22 protein-coding genes are annotated in these 22,601 nt (G+C 63.7%); 8 read left to right on the top strand and 14 right to left on the bottom strand.

Annotated features, from left to right (window positions below; translation table 11 throughout):
- Positions 1–294: 294 nt before the first annotated feature.
- On the top strand, positions 295–1,101 hold the full coding sequence (locus ACP2YO_RS40280; RefSeq protein ID WP_426436739.1) for an SDR family NAD(P)-dependent oxidoreductase: 807 nt from the start codon (positions 295–297) through the stop codon (positions 1,099–1,101).
- Positions 1,102–1,648: 547 nt separating this feature from the next.
- On the opposite strand, the gene ACP2YO_RS40275 is transcribed toward ACP2YO_RS40280, so the two are convergent.
- The 8 genes from ACP2YO_RS40275 to ACP2YO_RS40240 all read right to left on the bottom strand — a co-directional run bounded on the left by ACP2YO_RS40275 (position 1,649) and on the right by ACP2YO_RS40240 (position 9,465).
- Positions 1,649–2,509, bottom strand: coding sequence for a L,D-transpeptidase (locus ACP2YO_RS40275; protein WP_426436738.1), 861 nt, complete (start codon positions 2,507–2,509; stop codon positions 1,649–1,651).
- Between the two features lie 210 nt (positions 2,510–2,719).
- Positions 2,720–3,256, bottom strand: coding sequence for a ParB N-terminal domain-containing protein (locus tag ACP2YO_RS40270; RefSeq protein WP_426436737.1), 537 nt, complete (start codon positions 3,254–3,256; stop codon positions 2,720–2,722).
- An 889-nt stretch (positions 3,257–4,145) separates the two neighbouring features.
- The gene (locus ACP2YO_RS40265) at positions 4,146–5,099 is read right to left on the bottom strand and encodes a ribose-phosphate pyrophosphokinase (protein ID WP_426436736.1); all 954 of its coding nucleotides are present in this window, start codon (positions 5,097–5,099) and stop codon (positions 4,146–4,148) included.
- Positions 5,100–5,267: 168 nt separating this feature from the next.
- Entirely contained in the window at positions 5,268–5,879 is a 612-nt protein-coding gene (locus tag ACP2YO_RS40260) for a hypothetical protein (protein WP_426436735.1), read from the bottom strand.
- A 97-nt stretch (positions 5,880–5,976) separates the two neighbouring features.
- The gene (gene pgeF, locus ACP2YO_RS40255) at positions 5,977–6,744 is read right to left on the bottom strand and encodes a peptidoglycan editing factor PgeF (RefSeq protein ID WP_426436734.1); all 768 of its coding nucleotides are present in this window, start codon (positions 6,742–6,744) and stop codon (positions 5,977–5,979) included.
- A gap of 2 nt (positions 6,745–6,746) precedes the next feature.
- The gene (locus tag ACP2YO_RS40250) at positions 6,747–7,802 is read right to left on the bottom strand and encodes a class I SAM-dependent methyltransferase (RefSeq protein ID WP_426443437.1); all 1,056 of its coding nucleotides are present in this window, start codon (positions 7,800–7,802) and stop codon (positions 6,747–6,749) included.
- 70 nt (positions 7,803–7,872) lie between these two features.
- Positions 7,873–8,715 carry a prolipoprotein diacylglyceryl transferase gene (lgt, locus tag ACP2YO_RS40245; protein WP_426436733.1) on the bottom strand — a complete coding sequence of 281 codons (843 nt, stop codon included), beginning with the start codon at positions 8,713–8,715 and terminating at the stop codon, positions 7,873–7,875.
- Between the two features lie 15 nt (positions 8,716–8,730).
- Positions 8,731–9,465: a dienelactone hydrolase family protein gene (locus tag ACP2YO_RS40240; protein ID WP_426436732.1), complete on the bottom strand. Its 735-nt coding sequence runs from the start codon at positions 9,463–9,465 to the stop codon at positions 8,731–8,733.
- 179 nt (positions 9,466–9,644) lie between these two features.
- Here ACP2YO_RS40240 and ACP2YO_RS40235 point away from each other — a divergent pair, with 179 nt between their 5' ends.
- The 4 genes from ACP2YO_RS40235 (at position 9,645) to ychF (ending at position 12,835) form a co-directional block, all read left to right on the top strand.
- Positions 9,645–9,914 carry an accessory factor UbiK family protein gene (locus ACP2YO_RS40235; protein ID WP_426436731.1) on the top strand — a complete coding sequence of 90 codons (270 nt, stop codon included), beginning with the start codon at positions 9,645–9,647 and terminating at the stop codon, positions 9,912–9,914.
- Positions 9,915–10,187: 273 nt separating this feature from the next.
- The gene (locus tag ACP2YO_RS40230; RefSeq protein ID WP_426436730.1) at positions 10,188–10,946 is read left to right on the top strand and encodes a 50S ribosomal protein L25/general stress protein Ctc; all 759 of its coding nucleotides are present in this window, start codon (positions 10,188–10,190) and stop codon (positions 10,944–10,946) included.
- Positions 10,947–11,001: 55 nt separating this feature from the next.
- Positions 11,002–11,607: an aminoacyl-tRNA hydrolase gene (gene pth, locus ACP2YO_RS40225; protein WP_426436729.1), complete on the top strand. Its 606-nt coding sequence runs from the start codon at positions 11,002–11,004 to the stop codon at positions 11,605–11,607.
- 130 nt (positions 11,608–11,737) lie between these two features.
- Positions 11,738–12,835, top strand: coding sequence for a redox-regulated ATPase YchF (gene ychF / locus ACP2YO_RS40220; RefSeq protein WP_426436728.1), 1,098 nt, complete (start codon positions 11,738–11,740; stop codon positions 12,833–12,835).
- A 205-nt stretch (positions 12,836–13,040) separates the two neighbouring features.
- Here the strand turns inward: ychF and ACP2YO_RS40215 are convergent, their stop codons facing one another.
- Entirely contained in the window at positions 13,041–13,316 is a 276-nt protein-coding gene (locus ACP2YO_RS40215) for a metal-sensitive transcriptional regulator (RefSeq protein WP_044590129.1), read from the bottom strand.
- Positions 13,317–13,380: 64 nt separating this feature from the next.
- Between ACP2YO_RS40215 and ACP2YO_RS40210 the strand changes: the two genes are divergently transcribed.
- Positions 13,381–15,771, top strand: coding sequence for a heavy metal translocating P-type ATPase (locus ACP2YO_RS40210; RefSeq protein ID WP_426436727.1), 2,391 nt, complete (start codon positions 13,381–13,383; stop codon positions 15,769–15,771).
- Positions 15,772–15,970: 199 nt separating this feature from the next.
- Here the strand turns inward: ACP2YO_RS40210 and dapA are convergent, their stop codons facing one another.
- From dapA to trxB, 3 genes are all read right to left on the bottom strand, one after another.
- Positions 15,971–16,888 carry a 4-hydroxy-tetrahydrodipicolinate synthase gene (dapA, locus tag ACP2YO_RS40205; RefSeq protein ID WP_426436726.1) on the bottom strand — a complete coding sequence of 306 codons (918 nt, stop codon included), beginning with the start codon at positions 16,886–16,888 and terminating at the stop codon, positions 15,971–15,973.
- 519 nt (positions 16,889–17,407) lie between these two features.
- The gene (locus ACP2YO_RS40200) at positions 17,408–18,331 is read right to left on the bottom strand and encodes a LysR family transcriptional regulator (protein WP_044538968.1); all 924 of its coding nucleotides are present in this window, start codon (positions 18,329–18,331) and stop codon (positions 17,408–17,410) included.
- 2 nt (positions 18,332–18,333) lie between these two features.
- Positions 18,334–19,299: a thioredoxin-disulfide reductase gene (gene trxB, locus ACP2YO_RS40195; RefSeq protein ID WP_426436725.1), complete on the bottom strand. Its 966-nt coding sequence runs from the start codon at positions 19,297–19,299 to the stop codon at positions 18,334–18,336.
- 279 nt (positions 19,300–19,578) lie between these two features.
- On the opposite strand from trxB, the gene ACP2YO_RS40190 reads away from it, so the two are divergent.
- On the top strand, positions 19,579–20,058 hold the full coding sequence (locus ACP2YO_RS40190; RefSeq protein ID WP_426436724.1) for an Lrp/AsnC family transcriptional regulator: 480 nt from the start codon (positions 19,579–19,581) through the stop codon (positions 20,056–20,058).
- Between the two features lie 138 nt (positions 20,059–20,196).
- Here ACP2YO_RS40190 and ACP2YO_RS40185 read toward each other — a convergent pair whose 3' ends face one another.
- Positions 20,197–20,595 (bottom strand): DoxX family protein, encoded by a 399-nt coding sequence (locus ACP2YO_RS40185; protein WP_426436723.1) that lies wholly within the window; start codon positions 20,593–20,595, stop codon positions 20,197–20,199.
- Between the two features lie 393 nt (positions 20,596–20,988).
- Between ACP2YO_RS40185 and ACP2YO_RS40180 the strand changes: the two genes are divergently transcribed.
- Positions 20,989–21,938, top strand: a protein-coding gene (locus ACP2YO_RS40180; RefSeq protein ID WP_426435017.1) for an IS630 family transposase whose coding sequence is annotated in 2 segments (ribosomal slippage) — positions 20,989–21,325 and positions 21,325–21,938 — 951 coding nt in all. Because the reading frame shifts where the segments join, the coding sequence is not laid out codon by codon here.
- 140 nt (positions 21,939–22,078) lie between these two features.
- Here the strand turns inward: ACP2YO_RS40180 and greA are convergent.
- Entirely contained in the window at positions 22,079–22,552 is a 474-nt protein-coding gene (gene greA / locus ACP2YO_RS40175) for a transcription elongation factor GreA (RefSeq protein ID WP_426436722.1), read from the bottom strand.
- Positions 22,553–22,601: the final 49 nt, after the last annotated feature.

Below are 22,601 nucleotides of genomic sequence, written 5' to 3'. Positions count from 1 at the left end.
GAGAGGTCGATTTGCGCAGCAAATCGGGTGAGGGGTCACGGTCTATCGAGAAAGCAAGAGCCCTCACCCGGCGCTTCGCGCCGACCTCTCCCCGACGGGGAGAGGTGAACCGAAACCGCAGCGGACAGATTCGACCAAAACTCATCTCGCTTTATGTCTTGTGTTCGAGTCGTTTGGTGAGGTCGTCGGTAACACGGCGGCAGCCGGTGCCTGAGCCGCCAAAACATCCTTGGTCTACCCGCGCATTCCGCTAAACTCTTCGGTCTCAATTCACCGGACAAGAGTGATCAGACCATGACCAAGGAAGGTTCCACCGACTGGCTCGGCCTGTCAGGCCGCGTTGCCGTCGTCACCGGCGGAGGCGGCGGCATCGGCCGCGCCACGGCCATCGGCTTTGCCCAGGCCGGCGCCAAAGTCGCCGCGATCGATCGTGATGAGCGCGGGCTTGCCGAGACCAATGCCAGGCTTCGTGAGATTGGCGGCGAGCATCTGGTCGCAACCTGCGACACCACGAGTGCCGACGGCATTGCTGCCACAGTCGAACAGGTCGAGCGCGCGCTCGGGCCGTGCGGCATCCTCGTCAACACCGCGGCCGTGCTGCGCCCCGGCGGGCTCGATACGCTCCCGCTCGCCGAATGGAACGCGGTGCTTGCGGTCAATCTCACCGGCTATTTCATCTGCGCGCAGGCCTTCGGCAAGCAGATGCGCGCGGCCGGCCGCGGCAGTCTCGTTCATATTGCCTCGATTGCCGCCAGCAACGCGCAGGGACAGAGCGGCGCCTACAGCGTCAGCAAGGCTGGAGTCGTGATGCTGTCACAGCAGCTCGCGGCCGAGTGGGGACCGCATGGCATCCGCAGCAATGTGGTCAGTCCCGGGCTCGTGGTCACGCCGATGAGCCAAGCATTCTACGATACGCCGGGGGTGACCGAGCGGCGCACGGCGGTAGTGCCGATGCGCCGGATCGGTGCGCCGCAGGATATGGCTGACGCGATCCTGTTCCTGGCGAGCGACCGGTCCTCTTACGTGAACGGCGAGGAGATCATCGTCGACGGCGGCTACGCGCGGACGCTGATGAGCCACGTTCCGCGGCCGGGGTTTTGAGGAAGCGCAACGAGGCGGGCCGAACCACACGATGCCAGAGAACTGCGTTGATCGGCTCGAGCCTATGACTATGGATTTTTGACTATGGATAATGTGAGGCCGCCAACCGAGGCGGCCTCTTCTGATCTATGCGATTGATCTATGCGATCAAATTGACTGCGTTGGCTGGTTTAGCCGCGGCGCCGCCGCCTTGCTGTTCGGCGCGTACCGTGCTGCTGGACTCGGCAGCCTCTTGTGCCGGCGTGTCTCCATCGGGGGCGCGGGCCTGCGACTTGATTGGAGCGGCGTGTGTTGGTGCAGGAGGATGCTTAACGCTGGATATACTGCTCAAAACGTCACCTCATAACAGCATCGTCTTCATCGAGATGCCGTGGCAGGACGGTGCCAGTGAAGGATTACCATTTCGTGCTGGCCTCCCTCTAGAATTGTGGTGAATTACGGGTGAATTACGGGGTGCAGTCCAGCACTGGACTGCACCCCGTAAGTGAGACACGGTAATTTCTGTGACGGGTTGTCCCTGAGGATGACCGATGACAGGGGAATTGAGTTACTGGGCCTCGGCTATCCTCGGTCCAGATGACAGCATCTGCGCATTGGTTGCCGACGGCCGATTCGGCGGCGATGCCGGGTCCGGCGATCGCAAGGCGGCGTCGGGTGGTGTTCCCTGAGATGGTCGATGGGCAGCGGTTGCCGGAAGCACGATCACTTTCGCTCCGACTTTCACCCGCTCATAAAGGTCCACGATGTCCTCATTGGTCAGCCGGATGCAGCCGGACGAAACCCGCTTCCCGATCGTATCGGGCTTGTTGGTGCCGTGAATTCTATATTCGGTATCGCCCAGATACATCGCCCGAGCGCCGAGCGGATTGCCGGGACCGCCTGCCATAAACCGCGACAGATAAGGCTGGCGCGAAAGCATCTCTGCAGGCGGACGCCAATCCGGCCATTCTGTTTTATGGGCCACGGTCTGTTCACCGGACCATGTGAAACCTTCGCGGCCAACACCGATGCCGTAGCGCATCGCTTGTCCGTCGTTCAGAACGAGATAAAGGAATGTGTTTCCGGTATCGATGACGACGGTGCCTGGCGTTTGGTGGCTGACGTAGTCAACCACCTGCCGAACAAGTCTTCCGGGAACGTCAGCGGCTTTTGGTGTTTCGACCTGGGGCGCCGGGGCCGGGACTGGAGCCGGAGCTGACGCTAGTACATGAACCGGAGTTGATGCGTGAGCCGGAGTTGACGATGCCGGAACCTGGTGCGCGGACGGCCCACGCATCGGCTGAACGCTCGCTGGGCGCGATAGCAAACTGTACCCCAATGCGGCAGCGGCAATGGTGCCAATGGCAACTCTTCCGACCGCCGGTAGTGTGAGCGTCTCGGTCTTTCCACGTTTAGCTCGCTTACCCATGTCTTTCCCCAGATCCCTATGCCTGGGAAGGGGTACTCAGCAAATTCTAACAAACTTCGAAGCGATTTAGCTCAGGCTGGAAATGGTTAAGCGTCGCTAACTCTAATTCTTGTTCGGCAACACAAAAGTCGAGAGCACCGCTCGATATCCAGGTAACGTCGCGGACGACGCACTTCTCATAGCGGAACGATTCACACGGCCGGTTCGCAATCAATAACGGCCACCATCGCGTTTTTGTTGTGTGAGCCATGCCGATAGGGTCGCGGGTCTTGATGCCGCCGTCCCACGATTTGATTGGCTCGGCGTTGCCTTAACATTGTTCCGGATACCCTTCTCCGGGCGTTGTCGCGGATGCCCCGCTGCGTCCATCGCCGTAGCTGCCTTTGAGGCAGCGCCAAGTGTGTCGGCGGCCTCCTTTTCGAGACGCAGCTTCTTCAATCGCGCCATCTTGTCGCGCTCTGCTTCCGCTTCAGCGCTGTCGGATAGAAGCGCCTTTGGGTGAGCAGGCTCAGCGGGGACCAGGAGCCCGAGGATTGTTTCTTCGCCAAGAGCCTTGCAGGCTTCGAACCGATGCAGTCCCTCAACCAGAACGAAGCGGTCTTCGTCGGGCCGGACGAGAATCGGGGCTTGTTGCCCAATTTCCAGAATACTTGCCGCGATTTCTTGAACCAGCTCAGGCGTGAGAGTTTTCTTCCTCTTCACGGGAACGTAGATTTTGTCGATTGGGAAGCTTTCCGGTTTGGGCATAGCTTCTACTCCGCAGTGACTGAGTCCCATCCAGAGCACCAGGCGCCGGGCGCAAGACTTTAGGGATGAAGCGCTCCAGCGCCAAGGCAATTTCTTCGAGCCGATCGCAACGGCATTGCGCCAAATGGCGTTCGCAAATCAGCAAGCGTATCGCGCCGCTCATGCGGGCGAGCTGCCCAAGTCTGCGACAAAGCGACCCGACGGGCAAATCAATAAAACCTGTCAATCCCTCGTGCGAAAAATATTTCGGTTTATCGTAATGGGAATTCGGTGTATGAATCTGCCCGTCTCACCCGATTGAGGGGCGCTCGCGATCGTCATGAACGTTGCGGTGAGATGCGGTGGACGCCGATGTCGCGACTGACGAGCGTGGCAGATAGCGGACGGTGAAGTCGTGTGGTCCTGACGCCTCAGTGGCTGGTGTCTCCTCGCAAGACGCGGAAGCGTCTTTGCGAAGACGGTGACAAAAAAGCCTGGTCTCGCCGGGGAGAGCACGAAGTAAGCCGTAAAACCATCGCGCAGGGAAAGCCGGGTTGTTCCCGGTTACACCTGTGGTCCTACTCCCGTGCTTTTTGTTGCACGGGACCCATGGGTGCGATCGGCACCCGGCTTTCCCTGCGCCCTCTGCTTTCAGAGCGGCGGAACGAAATGGAAAACCTCGGACAGTTCATGTCGCGAGAACGCCAAGCCACATCCAAAGCTGTCATCGCCCGCGCATGCGGGCGATCCAGTACGCCGCGGCTTATCGGCTCTGGCACAGACGTCTCAGGAATACTGGATCGCCCGGTCAAGCCGGGCGACGACACCGAGGGTGGGCTGCTGACAATCGAATCCGAAACCAACGCTACGTGGCCCGGCTCAAGGCCGGGACGACAGCGGGTATAGCCTCTCAGTCGAACAGGCTGGAAACCGACTCTTCTGCCGCGGTGCGGCCGATGGCTTCGGCGATCAGGCTGGCGACCGAGATCTGGCGGATGTTCGGCGCCTTGTTGACCGCTTCCGTCGGCTGGATCGAGTCGGTGATGACCAGTTCCTTCAGCCGCGACGAGGCGATGCGCGCGGCGGCGCCGCCGGACAGCACGCCGTGGGTGATGTAGGCCGAGACCTCCTTGGCGCCGTGGGCGATCAGCGCCTCGGCGGCGTTCACCAGCGTGCCGCCGGAATCGACGATGTCGTCGACCAGGATGCAGTTGTAGCCGGCGACATCGCCGATCACGTTCATTACTTCGGATTCACCGGGGCGCTCGCGGCGCTTGTCGACGATCGCGAGCGGGGTGTTGATCCGCTTGGCGAGCCCGCGGGCACGCGCCACGCCGCCGACATCCGGCGACACCACCATCACCTTGGCGAGGTCGAAGCGTTCGCGGATGTCGCGCACCATCAACGGCGCGGCGTAGAGATTGTCGGTCGGGATGTCGAAGAAGCCCTGGATCTGGCCGGCATGCAGGTCGAGCGTCATGACGCGGTCGACGCCGGCGCGCGAGATCAGATTGGCGACGAGCTTGGCCGAGATCGGCGTGCGCGAGCCGGACTTCCGGTCCTGCCTGGCATAGCCGAAATAGGGCACCACGGCGGTGATGCGGCGCGCGGAGGCGCGGCGCAGCGCGTCGGTGATGATCAACAGTTCCATCAGAAGGTCGTTGGCCGGATACGACGTCGACTGCAGGATGAACATGTCCGAGCCACGGACGTTCTCCTGGATCTCGACGAAAATCTCCATGTCGGCGAAGCGCCGGACCACGGCCTTGGTCAGCTCGAGGCCAAGCCCCTTGGCAATTTCCTGCGCCAGCACGGGATTGGAGTTGCCGGCGACGAGCTTGATGGATCCGTTCTTTGCCGACATCGATGTTTCCCCCCGCGCTTTGCTGGATACGACGTTCAGCATCTCAAGTCCTTACAGAACCGGCGGGTTTTCGATGGGCGAGGGAATATCAGGCGGGCGGCTTGGCTGGCAACCCATCAGCCCGGTTTTCCCGGCCAAAAATGGCCATTCCCCGGGGTATCGCGGGGGTTAGTTAGCGGAATATCCGAGCGCCGCGGTCTCGGCTGCCGCGGGCGCCGTGGCGCTCGCCACCGCTGGTCCCCGGAGGCCCGGTACCGGGCCCGGAGCGTCCGCCGGGCCGCCATTGATCATGCCGGACAGGCCGCTGAGGCCGGCCTGGGCGATTCTGCGCAAGACCAGGTCGTCGGCGGCGGCCCAGGCGTCGCGGCCGGCCTTTCCGGCGGGTTCCTCGCCGGAAAGCCGGAGCGTGCGCTGCTGATTGCTGTCGTAAACGTCCCATACCCACGCGATCATGGTGCGGCCGCGCACCACCTGCGCCGACAAATAGCTGCGTACGCGATAGGCGGCGGTGCCTTCGCGCGACACGATCGACAAGCTGCGCAGCTTGGATTCGCTGTCGAGCACGCCGACCATGCGGTCGAATACATGAGGCGGCGGGCCGTCGATCGATTCGAATGCGACGGTCGCGCCGCTCGGGGCCCCCGCCATGGCGTAGGAATCGGCCGCGCCACCGCCGCCGGCGCAGCCGCCGAGCGTGCAGCCGACCGCAAGCCACGTCACAGCGACCGCGGCACGCACGATTGTCCCGGTTTGAAACCGGCTTTTCGACGCTTCCCTCATTGCGTCCTGCGATATCGTTAAAACGCCTTAACGTCTAGGGCAGGGAGGGCACAGCTCTTAACGGATTCAGCCCGGCGCGCGCCGCGAGGGGGTCGGCTTAGCCTTCCAACGCGATGGCATGGACGTGCCGGCCGTAATCGGCCTCTTTCCGGTGCACGGAACGGCGATAGCTGTAGAACCGCTCGTCGGAATAGGTGTCGATACCGAGATCGTCGATCATCAGCACGCCTGCGTTCTCTAGCCGCATGCGGATAAAGCCGGGCAGATCGAACATCGCGTGGCCGTCACGCTGGCCGGGCATGAAGAACATGCAATTCTCGGCATCGGCTTCGATGAAGCGCTCGACGAATTCGCTGCCGACTTCGTAGGACCCCTTGCGGATCAGCGGACCGATCGCGGCGACGATGCCGGTCCGGTCGGCGCCGAGCTTCTCCATCGCGGCGATCGTCGATTCCAGCACGCCGGTCAGCGCCCCCTTCCAGCCGGCATGCGCCGCGCCGATCACGCGCGCATGGGGGTCGACGAACAGGATCGGCCCGCAATCGGCCGCCGTGACACTGAGCGCCAGGCCCTCGGCTCGCGTCACCAGCGCATCCGCCTTCGGACGCACCGGGCCGTCCCACGGGCCGGTCGCGACCACGACGTCCGGCGAGTGGATCTGGTGCACGCTGAGAAAGCGATCGGGCGGCACGCCGAGTTGCTCCGCCATCCGCCGCCGATTCTCAGCAACCCTGGCTGGATCGTCGTCGGAGCCGATGCCGCCATTGAGGCCGCCATAGATGCCCTCGGAGACGCCGCCCTCGCGTGAGAAGAAAGCATGGCGCAGGCCCGGAATGGCCGACAGCAGCGGTGATCCCAACGTCATGGCTATTCGGCCTCGTCAGACAGATCGCTCAGTCCGGCGATCGAGGTGAGGTGTGGATCGGAGACCGCGATCGCCTTGAACATCGAGCCCATGCCGCCGCGGCCGGAGTCGGTCAGGCGCTTCAGCGCGCCGGCGATGTCGGCGGAGACCTCGGGCGGTGCTTTCGCCATCAATCCGGCGGCGCGGGCCTCGACCCCGAGGCGCTTGAGGAACTCGCCCTGCGTCACCGGTCCGTGGACGCGCGCGCCGACATCCTCGGCGGCCCGCGTCAGCGCCTGGAAATCGACATGGGCGGTGACGTCGGCCTCTCCCGGATTCTTCAGCGGATCGGTGAAGCTGTGGCGGGCGATCGCCTGGAAGGTGTCGCCGGCATCGCTGCGCAGATGGCCGTAGTCGATGATCAGCGCGGCGCCGTCCTGGTCGCGCACCCGCGTGGCGAGCTTCATGATCTCGGTGTCGGGCCGCCATTCGAACACCGCGCCGAGCGGCGCGGCGCGCACCAGCGGCGGCAGCAGCACCTCGAAGCGCGGCACCGGCTCCGGCGTTGCGCCGAAGTAAAGCCTGCCATTGGCGTCGATACCGACTGTGCGTTCATGCCAGCCGGTCTCGCGCCGGACCATCTGGTGGATCGGCAGCACGTCGAAATATTCGTTGGCGAGGATGACCGCGGGTCCCTCGGGGACATCGTCGATGCTGTCGTGCCAGGTGATGTTGCGCACGCCGGCCAGTGTCGCGCGCTGCTTCTCCCGCAGCACCGGGTTGATCTCGACGAGGTGGATGCTCAGCGACTGATAGAGCGGCGGCAGCACACGGAGCGCACGCAGCGCATCCGACATCATGGTGCCGCGGCCGGGGCCCAGTTCGACCACCCGCAGCGTCGACGGCGAGCCGATCGCCTTCCAGATCGATGCGCTCCAAAGGCCGAGCAGCTCGCCGAACATCTGGCTGATTTCGGGCGAGGTGGTGAAATCGCCCTCGCGCCCCAGCGGATCGCGCGACACGTAATAGCCGTGCTGCGGATGCATCAGGCACAATTCCATGTAGCGCCAGACCGGCATCGGTCCGGACGATTTGATCAACTTCCTGATCTCGTCCAGCAGCGGGGAAAGTTCGCTCACAGGCGTCCTTTTAAACCGTATCGGGCACCGGCTCCTTCGCCCTGCGGCGAATGGAGGCCACGATGATGATAGCGCCCACAATAATCATTGGCACTGACAGCAACATACCCATAGTCAACCCGCCCCACAGGAATCCGAGCTGCGGGTCGGGCTCTCTGAAAAACTCGCCGGTGATTCGGGCAAAACCGTAGATCGTGATGAAACTGCCGAGGATCAGGCCGGGCCGCTTCAGCGCGCCCATCCGGATCATGATGGCCAGCACCGTGAACAGCAAAATGCCTTCCAGGCCGGCCTCGTAGAGCTGGCTCGGATGGCGCGGCAGCGGCCCGCCATTGGGGAAGATCATGGCCCAGGGCAGGCTCGGGTCGGCGTGGCGGCCCCATAATTCGCTGTTGATGAAATTGGCGAGCCGTCCGAGGAACAGCCCGATCGGCCCGACCGCGGTGGTGATGTCGCCCAGAGAAAGGATCGAGATGTGATTCTTCCGCGCGAACCACATCACCGCGACGACACAGCCCATGAAGCCGCCGTGGAACGACATGCCGCCCTTCCACAGCTCGAGGATTTCCCCCGGGTGCGCGATGAAGAACGGCAAATTGTAGAACAGCACATAGCCGGTGCGGCCGCCGACGATGATGCCGAGCGTGACCCAGAGGATGAAATCGTCGAGCTGGGGAAGCGTGATCGGCGCCGGGCCGCCCCACAGCCGTTCCTTCTTGATTAGCGAGCGGGCGTAGATCCACCCCAGCACGATGCCGCAGATATAGGCCAGCGCATACCAGCGGATCACGACGGGGCCGAGCGCGACCGCGACGGGGTTGAACACCGGAAAGTCGATCAGCAGGAACGGCATCGTGCGTCTTGAAGCTCAGCTCACGAGGTTGCGGCGATAGAGGGCCAGCAGCCGCTCCCAATGGCGTTCGGCGGCGTCGCGGTCATAGACCGGGCGCTTGGGGAACGCAAAGCCGTGATGCGTGCCGGGATAGATCTCGACCTCGTTGTTCGATCCCTTCATGCCCGCCTGCACCTTCTCGATGATCTCCTGCGGCGCGTAGATATCGGTCTCGGCGCAGGCGAAATAGAGCTCGGCCTTTGTCTTCTGTGTGGCGAGGTGCGGGCTGTCGGGCTGGTCGGTCGCCAGATGCGTGCCGTAGACCGAGGCCGCGGCCTTGACGCGATCGGGGAAATGCGCCGCGGCGTTCACCGCATAGCGGCCGCTCATGCAGTAGCCGACGGTGCCGACGATCTTGGTGTTCGCGGCCTTTTGGGCCTCGGCGTAGGCAAGCAGGGCCTTGGTGTCTTCCATCACGAGGGGAATGTTGAGCGAATGCATCAGCTCGAACATGCGCTTGCGCTCCGGCGATTCCGGATCGGGGTTGATCGGGCCGAGCTCCATCGCGTCGGCGCGGTAATACATATTGGGCAGCATCACGTAGTAACCCGAGGTGCCGAGCCGGCGCGCCATATCGCGCAGTTCCTCGCGGATACCAGGCGCATCCATGTAGAAGATCACGACGGGAAACGGTCCGCCGCGCTCGGGATGGGTGATGAAAGTGGTGGTCTTGCCGTCCTTGGTCTCGATATCGACCGTATGCTCGATCATGGCGTTTCTGCTCGCGTTGTGATTTGCGATTTCTGTTGTCGGTGCAATACGATTGCAAGGAAACGGGGGCATGACAAGGCAAGCCGCAGGGTGCCACCTATTCAGTATGGACTTGAACCGGATCGCGCGGATCGCCATTGTCTCTCTCGCGAGCTAAGTGAACGCGGAGAGTTTGCGAGATGACCCAGACCAGCAATCGGTTTTTCGACGAGATCGGCCGTTTGATGAACGATGCGGCGGGCGCAGCCCAAGGCGTCAAGCGCGAGGTCGATACGGTCGTGCGCAACCAGGCCGAACGCATCCTGCGCGACCTCGACGTGGTCAAGCGCGAGGAATTCGACGCGGTCAAGGACATGGCCCGCCTGGCGCGCGAGGAGAACGAGGCGCTGAAGGCCCGGATTGCCGCACTGGAAGCCAAGCTCGGGATCGCGACGGGAACCGCCGGCTGATTGCACCGCTCGTCATGGACGGGCTTGACCCGGCCATCCATCCTCTTCGAAAGGGCGCCTTTTCCTGATGGATGGCCGGGTCGAGCCCGGGTACGACGAGGGGGGAATGGGCACCTCCGCAAGAAAACTCCCTTCATTTCCTTGTCATTTCGTCCCTTTGCGGCTAAAAGCCCGCCACGTCCGCGGCCCCCGCACCCCTGGAGGCTTGCTGTGGACTTCACGCAATGGGCCGCGCTGCGGCCTTTAACTTTTTAAATACAAGGACTTAACGCTATGGCGACCGTCAAGGAATTGAAGGCGACCGCGCGTCCGAAGAGCGGCAAGGGGGCCGCCCGGGCAGAGCGTCGCGCCGGGAGAGTTCCCGGAGTGATCTACGGAGACAACCAGCCCCCCGTCACCATCTCGGTCGACGACCGCGATCTGCGCCAGCGCATCCTCGCGGGCCGGTTCCTGACCTCGATTTATGACATCGATCTCGAGGGCAAGAAGCATCGCGTGATTCCGCGCGACTTCCACCTCGATCCGGTGAAGGACTTCCCGATCCACGTCGATTTCATGCGGCTCGGCGAAGGCGCCACCATCCGCGTCAGCGTTCCGCTGCACATCGTGAACGGCGAAGCCTCGCCGGGCGTCAAGCGCGGCGGTACCGTCAACATCGTCACCCACACGCTTGAGCTTGAGTGCGCGGTCGACAACATCCCGCCATACATCGAGGCTGACGTCGGCGCTCTCGAGATCAGCTACTCGCTGCATCTGAGCGACGTCAAACTGCCGGCCGGCGTGAAGGCGCTGAGCCGCGAGGATGCGACGCTGGTCACCATCGTGCCGCCGTCCGGTTACGCCGAAGAGCAGAAGGCCGCGGCTGCGGCGGCTGCCGGTGGAACCGCGGCTCCGGCCGCAGGTGCGGCTCCGGCCGCCGCGGCGCCGGCTGCGGGCGCTGCGGCTCCGGCCGCGGGTGCCAAGGCTCCGGCTGCGGGTGCCAAGGCTCCGGCTGCGGGTGCCAAGCCCGCCGGTGGCGACAAGAAGAAGTAACCGATCAGGTTGGCGCGCGATCATCTGATGGCGCGCCAACACGGGATGCCGCGCCATGCGCCTCTTTGTCGGTCTCGGTAATCCCGGCGCGAAATACGCCAGCAACCGGCACAATATCGGGTTTCTGGCGGTCGACGAGATTGCGCGGCGTCATGGTTTCGCACCATGGCGCCGTCGCTTTCAGGGCGAGACCGCCGAAGGCGTGCTCGACCATGAGAAGGTCGTGCTGTTGAAGCCGGCCACCTACATGAACGAGTCCGGGCGGGCGGTGCACGAAGCGGCGAGCTTCTTCAAGCTCGCGGCCTTCGACGTCACTGTGTTCCAGGACGAGCTCGAGCTGCCGCCGGCCAAGGTGCGGGTGAAGGTTGGCGGCGGCATCGCCGGCCATAACGGGCTGCGCTCTATCTCCGCGCATATCGGCAACGAGTACCGCCGCGTGCGGCTCGGGATCGGTCATCCCGGCGTCAAGGAGCTGGTGCACACCCACGTGCTGTCCGACTTCGCAAAAAGCGACCGGGCGTGGGTGGAGGCGTTGTGTGCGGCGGTGGCCGACAATGCCGGCTTGCTGGCGAAGGGGCATGATGCGTCGTTCGCCAACAAGGTGCATCTGGTGATGCAGGCCAAGGGATTTTTCGACTCCAAGGGAGAGGATAGCAAGTAATCCTCGCCGTCATCGCCGGGCTTGGCCCGGCGATCCATCTTTTCAAGTGGGATGGATACGCGGGTCAAGCCCGCGTATGACGACTTCACTCAATTGCGCAGCGTGATCGCGCGACAGATCGGGACAGACAATGGGATTCAAATGCGGGATCGTCGGGCTGCCCAACGTCGGCAAGTCGACGCTGTTCAATGCGCTGACCGAGACGGCAGCCGCGCAAGCGGCGAATTATCCGTTCTGCACCATCGAGCCGAATGTCGGCGAGGTGGCGGTGCCCGATCCGCGGCTCGACAAGCTGTCGGCGATCGCCAAATCGGCGCAGATCATTCCGACCCGGCTGACCTTCGTCGATATCGCCGGCCTGGTCCGCGGTGCCTCCAAGGGTGAAGGCCTCGGCAACCAGTTCCTCGCCACCATTCGCGAGGTCGATGCGGTCGCGCATGTGGTGCGCTGCTTCGAGGATTCCGACATCACCCATGTCGAGGGCAAGATCGCGCCGTTGGCCGACATCGAGACCATCGAGACCGAGCTGATGCTCGCCGACCTCGACAGCCTGGAAAAGCGCGTCGACAACCTCTCGAAGAAGGCCAAGGGCAACGACAAGGACGCCAAGGAGCAGCTCGAGCTGGTCAACCGCGCGCTGGTGCTGCTGCGCGACGGCAAGCCGGCGCGGTTCCTTGAACGCAAGGCGGAGGAGGAGCGTGCGTTCCGGATGCTCGGGCTCCTGACATCGAAGCCCGTGCTATACGTCTGCAACGTCGAGGAAGGCTCGGCGAAGGATGGCAACAATTTCTCCAAAGCGGTGTTCGAGCGCGCCAAGGAGGAGGGCGCGGTCGCGGTCGTGATCTCCGCCAAGATCGAATCCGAGATCGCGACGCTGTCGCGCGAGGAGCGCGTCGACTTTCTGGAAACGCTGGGCCTGGAGGAGGCCGGACTCGATCGCCTGATCCGCGCCGGCTACCAGCTGCTCGACCTCATCACCTATTTCACCGTCGGCCCGAAGGAAGCGCGTGCCTGGACCATCGACCGCGGCACCAGGGCCCCGGCGGCGGCCGGCGTGATCCATACCGATTTCGAGAAGGGCTTTATCCGCGCCGAGACCATCGCCTATGACGACTACATCGCCGGCAATGGCGAAGCCGGCGCACGCGATTCGGGCAAGCTAAGGCTCGAAGGCAAGGACTATGTCGTCGCCGACGGCGACGTCATGCACTTCCGCTTCAATACCTGATCGCGGGGTTTATTTCGGCTCGTGGTTCTCCTTCTCCCGCTTGCGGGGGATGGCGGGGTGGGGGTATCGCCGCGAGTCGGCCTCTTCGTGTGGAGAGAACCCCCACCCGTATCGCATCGTTGATGCGATACGACCTCCCCCGCAAGCGGGAGAGGTGCAGCCAGCATGCCGCCTGACCGATTCAACCTGACCTCATCCTGCCTTATTACCGATCCGCGCGGCCGATCACATCCATCAGTTCGGTGATCTTGCGCCGCTGGTCGGCCTTGTCGCCGGACGAGATCGCATGCTCCACGCAATGGGCGACATGATCGCGCAGGACCTCCTCCTCGACGCGGCGCAGCGCCGCGCGCGCCGCTGCGATCTGCGTCACCACGTCGATGCAGTAACGGTCGTCCTCGACCATGCCGGCGAGGCCACGGATCTGGCCCTCGATCCGTTTGAGTCGTTTTAAACAGGATGTCTTGATCTCTTCGCGCATAAGCATCATATACCCCCCTAGGGTATGATAATCAAGAGGCCGGAATCGGCCGGGAAGAGTTTTCGTGGCACACGCAGAACACGACCATTCGCACGCGGATCATCATCATGGCGCGGCCGCGCATTCCTGCTGCGGCGGCAAGCACGATCACGGTGACAAGCCGGCCGAGGCGGCGCTGGCGATCGATCCGGTCTGCGGCATGAAGGTCAATCCGGCGACGGCCAACCACCGCTTCAGCTACAAGGGCGAAGAATATTTGTTCTGCAGTGGCCGCTGCCGCGAGCGTTTCGAGGCCGAGCCCGAGAAGGTCCTGAAGCCCCGCGAGCCGGAGCCGCCGGCGCCTGCGAGCACGATCTACACCTGCCCGATGCATCCGGAGGTGCGGCAGGTCGGTCCCGGCAGTTGTCCGATCTGCGGCATGGCGCTGGAGCCCGAACAGGTCTCGCTCGATGACGGGCCCGACCCTGAAATGATCGACATGACGCGGCGGTTCTGGATCGCGCTGGCGCTGACCTTGCCTGTGTTCGTGCTGGAGATGGGCAGCCATCTCGGCCTGATGCATCTCGTGCAGCCAAACTGGTCGAACTGGATCTCGTTTGTTCTGGCGACGCCCGTGGTGCTCTGGGCCGGCGCGCCCTTCTTCGTGCGCGGCTGGAAGTCGCTCGTCACGCGCAATCTCAACATGTTTACGCTGATCGCGATGGGCACTGGCGTCGCCTACCTCTACAGCGTGGTCGCGACGCTGGCGCCGCAGCTGTTCCCGCCGGCCTTCCGCGACATGCATGGCGCGGTCGCGGTTTATTTCGAGGCAGCGGCCGTCATCACCGTATTGGTGCTGCTCGGGCAGGTGTTGGAGTTGCGCGCCCGGGCGCAGACCTCGGGTGCGATACGCGCGCTGCTGGGCCTGGCGCCGAAGACCGCGCGACGCATCACTGATCAGGGCGACGAGGACGTCGCGATCGACGCGATCAAGGTCGGCGATATCATGCGCGTGCGTCCGGGCGAGAAGGTGCCGGTCGACGGCCTCGTCATCGAGGGCCACGCGGTGGTCGACGAATCCATGGTCACCGGCGAGTCGATGCCGGTCTCGAAGGCCGATGGCGATCGGGTGATCGGCGGCACCGTCAACCGGAGCGGCGGTCTCGTGATGCGCGCCGAGAAGATCGGCCGCGACACCATGCTGTCGCGGATCGTCGACATGGTGGCGAAAGCGCAGCGCTCGCGCGCGCCGATCCAGCGCCTCGCCGATCGTGTCGCCGGCTGGTTCGTGCCGGCGGTGATCGCAGCCGCCGCGCTCGCTTTCGCGGCCTGGGCGAGTTTCGGGCCGGAGCCGCGTTTGACTTATGCGCTGGTCGCAGCCGTCACGGTGCTGATCATCGCCTGTCCCTGCGCGCTTGGGCTGGCGACGCCGATGGCGATCATGGTCGGCGTCGGCCGCGGCGCGCATTCCGGCATCCTGATCCGCGACGCGCAGGCGCTGGAGCGGATGGAGGCGATCGATACGCTTGTGATCGACAAGACCGGCACGCTGACCGAAGGCAAGCCGAAGGTGGCGCGGATCATTCCGGCCGACGGTTTTGACGAGAATGGCCTGCTGCGTCTTGCTGCAAGTGTCGAGCAGGGCAGTGAGCATCCGCTGGCGCAGGCGATCATCGCCGCAGCGAAGGCGCGTGAGCTTGCCCCTGCTGCGATCAGCAACTTCGCCTCGCCCTCGGGCAAGGGCGCGACCGGCACGGTCGGGGGCAGGCAGGTCGCGCTTGGCAATGCCTTGCTGATGGGCGAGCTCAACGTCGCGACATCGGCGCTCGATCAGGCCGCCGAGGCCGCGCGCCAGGATGGCGCAACCGCGATCTACATCGCGGTCGATGGCCGCATCGCCGGCGTGATCGCGATCGCCGATCCGGTCAAGCCGTCGGCTGTGCAAGCGCTGCAAGCATTGCGGGCCGACGGCCTCCGCATCGTGATGCTGACCGGCGACAATGAGACGACGGCGCGCGCGGTGGCGCGGACGCTCGGCATCGACGAGGTCGAGGCCGGCGTCCTGCCGGAACGCAAGAGCGAGGTTGTGCAGCGGCTGCGCGGCGAGGGCCGCATCGTCGCGATGGCGGGCGACGGCGTCAACGATGCACCGGCGCTAGCGGCGGCCGACGTCGGCATCGCGATGGGCGGCGGCACCGATGTCGCGATCGAGAGCGCCGGCATCACGCTGCTGACCGGCGACCTGATGGGACTCGTCCGCGCGCGGCGGCTGTCGGTGGCGACGATGCGCAACATCCGCCAGAACCTGACATTCGCCTTCGTCTACAATGCCGCCGGAGTGCCGATCGCGGCAGGCCTGCTGTATCCGCTGTTCGGCATCCTGCTGTCGCCGATGGTCGGCGCCGCCGCGATGGCGCTGTCCTCGGTCAGCGTCATCGGCAATGCGTTGCGGTTGGCACGGGTGAAGCTGGACTAGGCGCTCGTCACCTCGCCCCGCCTGCGGGGAGAGGTCGGATCGCATCGAAGATGCGATCCGGGTGAGGGGGATTCTCCGCGAGTCCATCTCTCAGCATTGTCGCGGAGAAAGCCCCTCACCCCGACCCTCTCAGCGCGAGCTTTGCTCGTCGCGGCCCCGTAAGAACGGGGCGAGGGAGCACAAGGCCGTCGCCCGGATGTTATGCGCTCTGCAAGACCCGCGGGGCGCGCCGCTCGATCTCGGCATCGAGGCAGGCGGCGAGGTCTTCGCTCACCTCGACCATCGGCAGCCGCACCTCGGGACTGTCGATCAGTCCCTGCCGCCACAGCCAGTGCTTGGCCGGCACCGGGCTCGGTTCGGCGAATAACAACCTGGTCAGGCTGGCGACGCTCTGCCACGCCGCCAGCGCGGCATCGCGATCGCCCTGCTTCAGCAGCGTCCGGATCGAGGCGAAGGTTTCGGTCTGAAGATGCGCCGACAGCAGGATCGCCCCGTCAGCGCCATCGGACAGCGCGTCGAAGGTTTGCGTGTCCTCGCCGGTCAGCACGCGGAAACCGGCCGGCCGCCGGTTGAGGAATTCGATCGACTGCGCGCGGTCGGCGCAACAATCCTTGATGCCGACGATGTTCGGGTGGCCGGCGAGCGCGAGCAGCGTCTCGTTGGCCAGGTTCACCCCGGTGCGGTATGGGATGTTGTAGAGCACGATCGGCCAGGCGGCATGATCGGCGAGCGCGTTGAAGTGCTGCAACAGCCCGCGTTGCGAGGGTCTGATGTAATAGGGGCTTGCGATCAGATAGCCGTCGATCGGCCAATCCGCCGTATCATCCAACGCATCCTTCATCCGCGCAGTGCTGGCGCCTGATAGCCCGAGGCAGATCGGCAGATGGCGGGAGCTGGCACTCAGCTCGGCGCGCACCACATTCGCCAGCCGTTCCAGCTCACTGAAGCCGAGCGACATGCCCTCACCGGAGGTTGCACCGAGGATAAGGCCGTCCACCGGGCCGCTCGCGTAGTGCTGCACGAGGCGGCGCAGCGAGTCGATGTCGAGTTCGCCGTTGCGAAATGGCGTGATCAAGGGCAGCCACAGGCCCTGCAATTGCTGGTGTAGGTCGGTCATGTTCCATCTCCTCAGGGGGCAAAGCCGGAGACGGGACCAATAAAAAACCCCGTCCAGGCGGCGGGGTTTCGGGATCGGTCAAATGCGAAATGATCTTATCGCGCGCGATCTCGTGTCCCCGGGAGGGGAGCTTTTTTCGACGAGAGAACGGCGCACGAAGTCGTGATCATGTGGCGATGATGCTGCGCTGCGCTCTCACTGTCAATGCGCGCACTGGTCGTGGCGCACAGCGCATGGAGACGACGAGCGAATAAAAAAAAGCCGGACTCAGTAGAGCCCGGCTTAAGGTATTGGCCACGTGAGGCCGACACAATCACCTTCCAAGAGGGATTACTGAACTTCCGCGCCACTGGAGGAGGGGGACATATGCGCGACGCGACCGCTCAGCGTCCGAGCACTATGATCCCCATCAGCGCCATGCGGCAACCATCCGAGCCGCATGTCAGACATGCGGAGATTCGGGGGGCCTGTTGGGGCAGCTCAGCACGCGTATAACGGATCCGTATAAGCGCTGCTTAATCAGGACGGCCAGCGCTGCGCCTTGCTGACGACGAAGTCGCGAAACACCTGTACCCGCGCCACCGTCTTCAGCTCTTCCGGATAGACGAAGTAGGTGTCGAGTGCGATCGAGTCGGACTCGCCGAACAGCTGCACCAGACGGTTGTTCTCTTCGACCAGATAGTCCGGCAGCGCGGCGATGCCGAGCCCCTGCTGGCACGCGCGCACCAGCCCCAGGATGTTGTTGACCTTGAAATAGGCCTCGCGCGGACCCGAGCCGTTGCGGCCGGCATCGATCAGCCAGCTGCGGTTTTGCAGATGCGGCGGCACCTGGGCGTCACCGAGCATGATGATGCGGTGCGAGTCGAGATCGTCAAGCGTCCGCGGCGTGCCGAACCGCTTGATGTATTCCGGCGAGCAATAGGCGTGGAAGCCTATCGAGAACAGCTTGCGCTGGATCAGGTCAGGCTGGGTCGGCTTGCGGGTGCGGATCGCCACGTCGGCCTCGCGCATCGACAGATCGAGATCCTCGTCGGTGACGATCAGCGAGATCCTGATGTCCGGATAGAGCGCGGTGAATTCGTCGAGCCGCGGAATCAGCCAGTTGATGCCGAGCGCGGGCGGCGTCGTGATCTTGAGGTCGCCGCTCGGCCGTTCGCGGCTGTCGGTGAGTTTGGCGCGCGCGGCCTGCAGCTGCATGAACACGTCATGCGCGGTGCGGAACAGCAGGTCGCCCTGTTCGGTCAGGATCAGGCCGCGGGCGTGGCGGTGGAACAGCGAGACCGAGAGCTCCTGCTCCAGCGCGCTGACCTGGCGGGAGACCGCCGATTGTGAAAGCCCAAGCTGCTCTCCGGCATGCGTGAAGCTGCCCGCTTCCGCCGCAGCGTGAAACACCTTCAGCTTGTCCCAATCCATATCCGTAAATCCGTCGCGAGATCGTGCCATGATTATTCCGCCGCAGCGCGATCGCTCGCGCGAAGAGCCAGGAAACGTTCCGCCTCGAGTGCCGCCATGCAGCCGAGGCCGGCGGCGGTCACCGCCTGCCGGTAGGTTTCATCCGCCACGTCGCCGGCGGCGAACAGGCCGGGGACCGAGGTCGCGGTCGAATTCGGCGCCACCTCGACATAGCCTGACGGTTTGAGCTTGATCTGGCCTTTGACCAGTTCGGTCGCCGGCGCATGTCCGATCGCGACGAAGACGCCGTCCGTCTTGACGTCGGTCAGGGCGCCGGTCTTGACGTTCTTCAGCCGCACATGGGTGACCTTGTTCGGCTGTTCCGATCCGCGGATCTCGTCGATGGCCGAGTCCCAGATCACCTTGATCTTGGGATGCTTGAACAGGCGTTCCTGCAGGATGCGCTCGGCGCGGAAGTGGTCGCGGCGATGCACGATGGTGACCTGCGAGGCGTGGTTGGTCAGGAACAGGGCCTCCTCGACCGCGGTATTGCCGCCGCCGACCACCACGACTTTCTTGTTGCGATAGAAGAAGCCGTCGCAGGTCGCGCAGGCCGACACGCCAAAGCCCTGGAATTTCTCTTCCGACGGTATCCCGAGCCAGCGTGCCTGGGCGCCGGTCGCGAGGATCACGGTTTCGGCCAGATAGACGTCGCCGGAGTCGCAGGTCAGGCGAAACGGCCGCTGGCTGAGTTCGAGCTTGCTGACGAGGTCGGTGACGATCTTGGTGCCGACATGCGTCGCCTGCTTCTCCATCTGCTCCATCAGCCAGGGGCCCTGGATCACGTCGGCGAAGCCCGGATAGTTTTCGACGTCGGTGGTGATGGTGAGCTGCCCGCCCGGCTGGATGCCCTGGATCAGCACCGGCTCGAGCATCGCGCGCGCTGCGTAGATCGCCGCGGTGTAACCGGCAGGGCCGGACCCGATAATGACGACCTTGGCATGGATAGGCGCGGGCATTGGCAGATCCCTCTGTTCTGGGGATTTTGGTCAGGACTTGTGCGGAAAGCGCCCGGAAACGGGTCGCGGCGGCGCTAAAAGTGCCGAATCCAGTCTATGATATCTGGGTAGCTATGCAAGAATTGCAATCCAAGCCGGCGATTTTTCCCCGGAACTGAAATCAAAATCGCGAAATCATGCGCTGCACGCGCAATAAAATTGCGCCATACGGGTGGCCTGCGCTAAGACAGTTGCCGGCAGACTTGCCAAACTTCCAAGCCTTCAGGGAACCGTAGCCGCGTGTCGAAGAACCTTGACGAAATCGACCTCAAAATCCTCGCCGAAATCCAGGCCGACGGCCGAATCACCAACGTGGAACTGGCCCGACGCGTCGGGATCTCGCCGCCACCCTGCCTGCGCCGGGTCAGGACGCTGGAGGAGGAAGGCTACATCCAGGGATACCGCGGTCTGCTCGATCCCCGCCGTCTCGGTTTCGACGTGACGGTGTTCGCCGCCGTCCACCTGTCGAGCCAGGCCGACCCCGATTTGCGCGCGTTTGAGAATTTCGTGCGCGCCGAGCCGCTGGTGCGGGAGTGCTGGATGCTGTCGGGCGAGGTCGACTTCATCCTGAAATGCGTGGCGCCCGACATGGCGACGTTCCAGGACTTCGTCACCCACCTGACCGCCGCGCCGCATGTGCGCAACGTCCGGACGTCGCTGGTGCTGCATAATTCGAAATACGAGGCGGCGGTGCCGCTGGATCTCAAGGCCGCGGGCTGACCTTCTCAGCCGTCATGGCGAGGAGCGAAGCGACGAAGCATCCATGCCTCCGCTTGGAGAGAATGGATTGCTTTCGCGGAGCCTGTCATTGGGCGCGCATTCGCGCGACCCGTTGGCTCGCAATGATGGAAGATAGACTCAGCCCTTCTTTCGCATCAGCGCGTCGAGGCTGATCGGACCTCCGCCCGAAGTGACCAGATAGAGGCAGGTGAAGCAGAACGCGATCGCCGCGGTGCCGTTGTTGATCACCGGGAAGAAGCTCTTCGGAAAGTGACTGATGAAATAGGCGAAGGCCATTTCACCCGACAGGATGAATGCGACGGGTCGTGTAAACAGGCCAAGGATGAGCAGCCCGCCCAGGATCAGCTCGATGCTGCCGGCAGCGCCGTACAGCGACATCAGCTGGACCTTTGCGAACGGTGAATCCGGCGGGAATTTGAGAAGCTTGGCGACGCCGTATTGAAACAGCAGCAGCCCGGTGATGAATCGAAGCAGGCTGAGCGCTACCGGCTGAAACTTCGAAAGTGTCTGGTCCATTGTCATTTACCCCCTGTTTGACACGCTGGAACGTTGCACGAAGCAAGATACACGGTGTCCGCCACCGTGATGTGATGTCAACACCGCCATTGATGAATCATTGCCGGTTGCACGCCGTCGCGGCGCAGCAAAAGTGCTTGTGCCAGGCGACGAGATTGAACTGAGCGAGGGAAGCCGTGCGCCACGCCGCATGGTGCTGCATGTGGCGCGCTGGAGTTGCAGCCATGATGCGCGAGGTCGACATGTCGCAGGCGGTATCCCTCAGGTAACTTAGTTATACTTCATAATCATATCGCGTTACCTAGAGCATTTTCACAATTGGTGGAATCGGAGGATTCCCAGCGCGGTTGCTCCATGATTCAGTTTCCGCATTGATTCGAGGCGGAGGCTTTGATGGGAGCACCTTATTCTCAAGATTTGCGTGAACGGGTCATTTCCGTCGTCGACGGCGGAATGGGAGCGTATCAGGCAGCGCCGCTGCTGCGGGTCAGCGTTTCCTACATTTACAAGGCGCTGGGGCGTTGGCGGGCGACTGGCGAGACGACGGCTCGCCCGTCGGGCCGCGGGCCGGCTCCGAAACTTGCTGCTCACGATGAAGCGCTGCGCCAGCGGATCGTGCACAAGCCAGACGCCACGCTGGAGGAGATCCGGGCGTGGCTGCTGGCCACGCACGACGTGAAGGTCAGTATCGGCTGCTTGTGGAAGCGCCTGCGCCAGCTCGGCCTGACGCTCAAAAAAAGTCACTGAGAGCTGCGGAGCAAGATCGGGCCGATGTCGCCGAGGCGCGTGTGGAATGGCGCGCCGGTCAGGCGGAATTGAGCCCGGAGCGCCTGGTCTTCATCGACGAGAGCGGCGCGTCCACCAAAATGACCCGGCTTTACGGCCGCTGCGCGCGCGGCAAGAGGCTCGTTTGCACAGTCCCGCACGGCCATTGGAAAACAACCACCTTCGTCGGAGCTTTGCGCCAGGACGGCATGACCGCGCCGTGCGTCTTCGACGGCCCGATGAACGGCGAGACATTCCTCGCCTGGGTCGAGCAGTTCCTCGTTCCGACGCTGCGGTCGGGCGACATTGTCGTGATGGACAATCTGTCGAGCCACAAGGTCAGGGGCGTCCGCGAAGCCATTGAGGCGGCCGGTGCGATGTTGCGCTATCTGCCGCCATACAGCCCGGACCTCAATCCGATCGAGCAGTTCTTCGCCAAATTAAAGTCCCTGCTGCGCAAGGCAGGCGCACGAACTCTCGAAGCCCTCGACAACGCAATCGCCGACGCCCTTACCCGCTTCTCGCCAACAGAATGCCTGAACTTTCTCGCCGATGCCGGTTATCGTCACCAACCATGAAAACGCTCTAGAATGACGCATGCCGCGCCGCCAACTCACAATTCCGTCAGGGACGCGTGACGGAGCGGCGGGGTCTTTCGCGCAAGAAAAAAGCCGCGTCCAGGACGCGGCTTCTTATCTCGGTGCAGCGTAGAATAATTCTATCGCCACTCGACCTTGGTGATCTCGTAGGCTTTGGCGCCGCCAGGCGCCATCACTTCGACGCTGGTGCCCTTGGTCTTGCCGATCAGTGCGCGTGCCAGCGGCGACGTAATCGAGATGCGGCCCTTCTTGGCATCGGCCTCGACCTCGCCGACGATCTGCCAGACTGCCTTCTTCTCGGTGTCCTCGTCGACCAACGTCACGGTGGCGCCGAACTTGATGGTGTCGCCGGAGAGTTTCGAGATGTCGATGATGTCGGCGCGCGCGAGCTTGTCTTCCAGCTCGGCGATGCGGCCTTCGTTGTGCGACTGCTCTTCCTTGGCGGCGTGATACTCGGCATTCTCCGAGAGGTCGCCATGCGAGCGCGCCTCCGCGATATGTTCGATGATGCGCGGACGATCCTCCGACTGTCGCTTCTTCAGCTCGACCGTCAATGCGGCGTATCCACCCGCGGTCATCGGAACCTTTTCCATCATCTTCGTCCTTTACCCGTGCGCGAATCCAGGGCGCACGAGATATTGA

The organism is Bradyrhizobium genosp. P, from assembly GCF_049949265.1.
Taxonomy (GTDB): domain Bacteria; phylum Pseudomonadota; class Alphaproteobacteria; order Rhizobiales; family Xanthobacteraceae; genus Bradyrhizobium.
The sequence above is the reverse complement of the archived record's forward strand: the minus strand, read 5'-3'. Positions and strand labels throughout refer to the sequence as shown.

Excerpts from the sequence above, each read along its gene's own strand:
- ACP2YO_RS40230 (WP_426436730.1), top strand. The coding sequence starts at position 10,188 with ATGGCGACCGTCAAGGAATTGAAGGCGACCGCGCGTCCGAAGAGCGGC.
- ACP2YO_RS40185 (WP_426436723.1), bottom strand. The coding sequence starts at position 20,595 with ATGGACCAGACACTTTCGAAGTTTCAGCCGGTAGCGCTCAGCCTGCTT.
- ACP2YO_RS40280 (WP_426436739.1), top strand. The coding sequence starts at position 295 with ATGACCAAGGAAGGTTCCACCGACTGGCTCGGCCTGTCAGGCCGCGTT.
- ACP2YO_RS40240 (WP_426436732.1), bottom strand. The coding sequence starts at position 9,465 with ATGATCGAGCATACGGTCGATATCGAGACCAAGGACGGCAAGACCACC.
- dapA (WP_426436726.1), bottom strand. The coding sequence starts at position 16,888 with ATGACCGACCTACACCAGCAATTGCAGGGCCTGTGGCTGCCCTTGATC.
- pgeF (WP_426436734.1), bottom strand. The coding sequence starts at position 6,744 with ATGACGTTGGGATCACCGCTGCTGTCGGCCATTCCGGGCCTGCGCCAT.
- ACP2YO_RS40270 (WP_426436737.1), bottom strand. The coding sequence starts at position 3,256 with ATGCCCAAACCGGAAAGCTTCCCAATCGACAAAATCTACGTTCCCGTG.
- ACP2YO_RS40250 (WP_426443437.1), bottom strand. The coding sequence starts at position 7,802 with ATGCCGGTCTGGCGCTACATGGAATTGTGCCTGATGCATCCGCAGCAC.
- pth (WP_426436729.1), top strand. The coding sequence starts at position 11,002 with ATGCGCCTCTTTGTCGGTCTCGGTAATCCCGGCGCGAAATACGCCAGC.
- trxB (WP_426436725.1), bottom strand. The coding sequence starts at position 19,299 with ATGCCCGCGCCTATCCATGCCAAGGTCGTCATTATCGGGTCCGGCCCT.
- ACP2YO_RS40265 (WP_426436736.1), bottom strand. The coding sequence starts at position 5,099 with ATGTCGGCAAAGAACGGATCCATCAAGCTCGTCGCCGGCAACTCCAAT.
- greA (WP_426436722.1), bottom strand. The coding sequence starts at position 22,552 with ATGGAAAAGGTTCCGATGACCGCGGGTGGATACGCCGCATTGACGGTC.
- ACP2YO_RS40275 (WP_426436738.1), bottom strand. The coding sequence starts at position 2,509 with ATGGGTAAGCGAGCTAAACGTGGAAAGACCGAGACGCTCACACTACCG.
- ychF (WP_426436728.1), top strand. The coding sequence starts at position 11,738 with ATGGGATTCAAATGCGGGATCGTCGGGCTGCCCAACGTCGGCAAGTCG.
- lgt (WP_426436733.1), bottom strand. The coding sequence starts at position 8,715 with ATGCCGTTCCTGCTGATCGACTTTCCGGTGTTCAACCCCGTCGCGGTC.
- ACP2YO_RS40260 (WP_426436735.1), bottom strand. The coding sequence starts at position 5,879 with ATGAGGGAAGCGTCGAAAAGCCGGTTTCAAACCGGGACAATCGTGCGT.
- ACP2YO_RS40235 (WP_426436731.1), top strand. The coding sequence starts at position 9,645 with ATGACCCAGACCAGCAATCGGTTTTTCGACGAGATCGGCCGTTTGATG.
- ACP2YO_RS40215 (WP_044590129.1), bottom strand. The coding sequence starts at position 13,316 with ATGCGCGAAGAGATCAAGACATCCTGTTTAAAACGACTCAAACGGATC.
- ACP2YO_RS40200 (WP_044538968.1), bottom strand. The coding sequence starts at position 18,331 with ATGGCACGATCTCGCGACGGATTTACGGATATGGATTGGGACAAGCTG.